Origin of the sequence: Kitasatospora sp. NPDC088351, assembly GCF_040685575.1 — a bacterium.
GTDB lineage: Bacteria > Actinomycetota > Actinomycetes > Streptomycetales > Streptomycetaceae > Kitasatospora.
This window is the reverse complement of record NZ_JBFBIL010000121.1, coordinates 1-4,062: the sequence shown is the minus strand read 5'-3', so window position 1 is coordinate 4,062 and position 4,062 is coordinate 1. Positions and strand designations below refer to the sequence as shown.

The following is a 4,062-nucleotide window of genomic DNA, read 5'->3' as shown; positions in this document are numbered from 1 at the left end:
ACCCGGTGGAGACCGCGTTCTGGGAAGCCGTCGAACGCGAGGACCTGAACTCACTCGTGACAGCCCTCGAACTCGACGGACCCGACCCACTGACGTCACTGCTACCGTCCCTGGCCTCCTGGCGACGCCGCAGCCGCGAACAGGCACTCACCGACTCCTGGCGCTACCGGATCACCTGGAAACCACTGGCCGATCCGAAGACAACCGTGCCGCCGGGCACCTGGGCGGCCGTGGTTCCCGCGGGCGTCCCCGAGGCGCGGCGAGTGGTCGAGGCGCTGCGTGAGCAGGGCATGAACGTGCTGCCCCTGGAGGTGAAGGCAGCAGACGCCGACCGCGGCGCTTTTGCCTCATACCTGCGGGAGACGCTGGACGGCACGGCCCCCGCCGGAGTGCTCTCCCTCCTCGCGCTGGCCGAAGGCCCGCACCCGGGCTGCCCCGAACTGCCGGCCGGGCTCGGCCTCACCCTGACGCTGATCCAGGCCCTCGGCGACGCGGGCACCGCCGCGCCCCTCTGGCTCGCCACCCGGAGCGCAGTCACCACCGCCCCCGCCGGCACCGCCGGTGCCGACCGGCCGGTGGACCCCGCTCAGGCCGCCGTGTGGGGCCTGGGACGAGTCGCCGCCCTCGAACACCCGCAGCGCTGGGGCGGCATGGTCGACCTCCCCGAGAGCCTGGACCGCCGCGCCGCCACACTGCTGTGCGCCGCCCTGGCCGGCCCCGACAACGAGGACCAGCTCGCCGTGCGCGGCACCCGGCTCCTCGTCCGCAGACTGGTCCGGTCGTCCCTGGCCGCGGCGGACCCCGTCCCGGCCTGGACGCCCCGTGGCACCGTACTGATCACCGGCGGCACCGGCGGCATCGGCAGCCAGACGGCCCGCTGGCTGGCCCGCCGCGGCGCGGAACACCTGGTGCTCACCAGCCGCAGCGGACCGGCCGCCCCCGGCGCGCAGCAGCTGAAGGCCGAACTCACCGAACTCGGCGCCCGGGTCACCATCGCCGCCTGCGACGTGACCGACCGCGACGCCCTGACCGCACTGGTCCGGCAGGTGGAGGCCGACGGTTCGCAGATCCGCACCGTGCTGCACATCGCCGGCGCGGGCGTGCTCGTGCCGCTCGCCGACACCGACCTCCTGGAGTTCTCCGACACCGCCCACGCGAAGATCGTCGGCGCGGCCAACCTGGACGCGGTCTTCGACCACTCCGCACTGGACGCCTTCGTGCTCTTCTCCTCCATCTCGGCGGTCTGGGGAAGCGGGGAGCACGGCGCCTACGCGGCGGCCAACGCGTACCTCGACGGCCTCGCCGAGCGGCGCCGGGCCCGCGGCCTCGCCGCCACCTCGGTGGTCTGGGGCATCTGGAGCCCCGAGGACGGCGGCGGCATGGCCGCCAACCTCGCCGAGGAGCAGTTGCGCGGCCGCGGCATCCCCTTCATGTCGCCGCAGTCGGCCATCAACGCCTTCCAGCAGGTCCTGGACCGCGACGAGAGCGTGGTGGTCGTCGCGGACATCGACTGGGAGCGGTTCGTGCCGGTCTTCACCTCCGCACGGCCCAGCCCGCTGCTCGGTGAGGTGCCGGAGGTCGCCAGGATCCTGGCCACCGAAGCCGCCCCGGCCGGGGCCGGGGACGACGACTCCTCCGTACGCCTGCGGCTGACCGGGCTGTCCGCCGAGGAGCGCCGGCGCGCCATCTCCGAGCTGGTGTGCACCCAGATCGCCTCGGTGCTCGGGTACCCCGGCCCGTCGGCCGTCGACGAGTCACGGGCCTTCCGGGAACTCGGATTCGACTCGCTGAGCGCCGTCGACCTCCGCAACCGGCTGAGCGCGGCGACCGGGCTGCGGCTGCCCGTCACGGTGGTGTTCGACTATCCGCGGGCCCGCGCGCTGGCCGAGCACATCGGTGCCGCGCTCTTCCCCGAGCAGGCCCCCGCGGCCCCGGCCGACCCCGCGGAAGCGGAAGCCCGGGAGCTGCTGAATTCCATTCCGCTGCTGCGGCTTCAGGAATCCGGACTGCTCGACGAACTGCGCAGGCTGGCACAGTCGCCCGACACCGAATCCGCCGCGGTGCACGGCGACGGCGACTCCACGGATGCCATCGACGACATGGACGTCGACGGGCTGATCCGTATGGCGTACGACAACTAATGACCTCTGAAGAGAAGCAAAGAGCGGAGCACCCGATGACAAGCGCCGATGACAAACTCGTGGGAGCGCTGCGCGAGTCCCTGAAGGAGACCGAGCGACTGCGGCGGGCCCATCAGCAGCTCACCTCGGCGTCCCGGGAGCCGATCGGTATTGTCGCCATGAGTTGCCGTTACCCCGGGGTCAATTCCCCCGAGGAACTGTGGAATCTGGTCGCGGAGGAAAAGGACGCCATCTCCGGATTCCCGGTCAACCGCGGCTGGGACCTGGACGGCCTCTACGACCCGGACCCCGACCAGCAGGGAAAGATCTACACGACCGAGGGCGGTTTCCTGCACGACGCCGACCGTTTCGACCCGGCGTTCTTCGGCATATCGCCGCGTGAGGCCAGCGCCATGGACCCCCAGCAGCGGCTGCTGCTGGAGACCTCCTGGGAGGCCTTCGAGCGGGCCGGCATCGACCCCTCGGCCCTGAACGGCAGCAAGGTCGGCCTCTTCGTCGGAGCGGCGTACCAGGGCTGGGGCATCGACTACCAGAACGTCCCCGACGGCATGCAGGGCCATCTGGTCACCGGCATGTCGACCAGCGTCATCTCCGGCCGCGTCTCGTACACCCTCGGCCTGGAGGGCCCCGCCGTCACGGTCGACACCGCCTGCTCGTCGTCGCTGGTGGCCCTGCACCTCGCCGTCCAGTCGCTGCGCCAGGGCGACTGCTCCATGGCCATGGTCGGCGGCACCGCGGTGATGGCCGACCCGCTCGGCCTGGTCGGCTTCAGCCGCCAGCGCGGCCTGGCCCAGGACGGCCGCTGCAAGGCGTTCAGTGACGACGCCGACGGCATGGGTCTCGGCGAGGGCGTCGGTGTGCTGCTGCTGGAGCGGCTGTCGGACGCGCGGCGCAACGGGCACCCGGTGCTGGCCGTCGTCCGGGGCAGCGCGATCAACCAGGACGGCGCGAGCAACGGGCTGAGCGCGCCGAACGGCCCCGCGCAGCAGCGGGTGATCCGGGCCGCGCTGGCCAGCGCCCGGCTGAAGCCCGAACAGGTCGACATCGTCGAGGCACACGGTACGGGGACGACGCTGGGCGACCCGATCGAGGCGGGCGCCCTGCTGGCGACGTACGGTCAGGGGCGGCCCGCGGACCGGCCGCTGTGGCTGGGCTCGGTCAAGTCCAACCTCGGTCACGCCCAGGCCGCGTCCGGTGTGGCCGGGATCATCAAGATGGTGATGGCCGTGCGGCACGGCGTGCTGCCGCGCACCCTGCACGCGGACGAACCGTCGCAGAAGGTGGACTGGGAGTCCGGCGCGGTGCGGCTGCTGACCGAGGCCCGGCCGTGGCCGCAGGGCGAGGAGCCCCGGCGGGCCGGCGTCTCCTCCTTCGGTGTCAGCGGCACCAACGCCCACGTCGTCCTGGAGCAGGCCTCGCCGGAGGAGCCGGCCGCCGTCGCGGACCACACCCCCGTGCTGGGTTCGGGTGTGGTGCCGTTGGTGGTGTCGGCGCGCAGTGCCGGGTCGTTGCGGGGGCAGGCCGAACGGCTCGGTGCGCTGGTGGACGGCCGTGCCGGTACGGAGCTGGGCGGGGTGGGCTTCTCGCTGGTGTCCTCACGCGCCCTGTTCGAGCACCGCGCGGTCGTGCTCGCGGAAAACACCACCGACGCCGCCACCGGCCTCAAAGCCCTGGCCGGGGACGTCCCCGGAGACGGCGTGACCTCCGGCGTGGCAGGCCCGCTCGGCGGCCGGGTGTTCGTGTTCCCCGGCCAGGGCTCCCAATGGGCCGGCATGGCAGTGGAACTGCTGGACTCCTCACCGGTGTTCGCCAACCGACTGGCCGACTGCGAACGGGCCCTGTCCCCGTTCGTGGACTGGTCACTCGAAGACGTCCTGCGGGAAGCCCCGGGAGCACCCTCACTGGAACGCGTCGACGTCGT

At 72.6% G+C, this 4,062-nt stretch carries 2 protein-coding genes; both read left to right on the top strand.

Going from position 1 to position 4,062, the window contains the following annotated elements; genetic code table 11:
* On the top strand, positions 1–2,141 hold a 2,141-nt coding region (locus AB0P06_RS36595), incomplete at its 5' end, for an SDR family NAD(P)-dependent oxidoreductase (RefSeq protein WP_363615289.1).
* A 35-nt stretch (positions 2,142–2,176) separates the two neighbouring features.
* On the top strand, positions 2,177–4,062 hold a 1,886-nt coding region (locus AB0P06_RS36590), incomplete at its 3' end, for a type I polyketide synthase (RefSeq protein WP_363615287.1).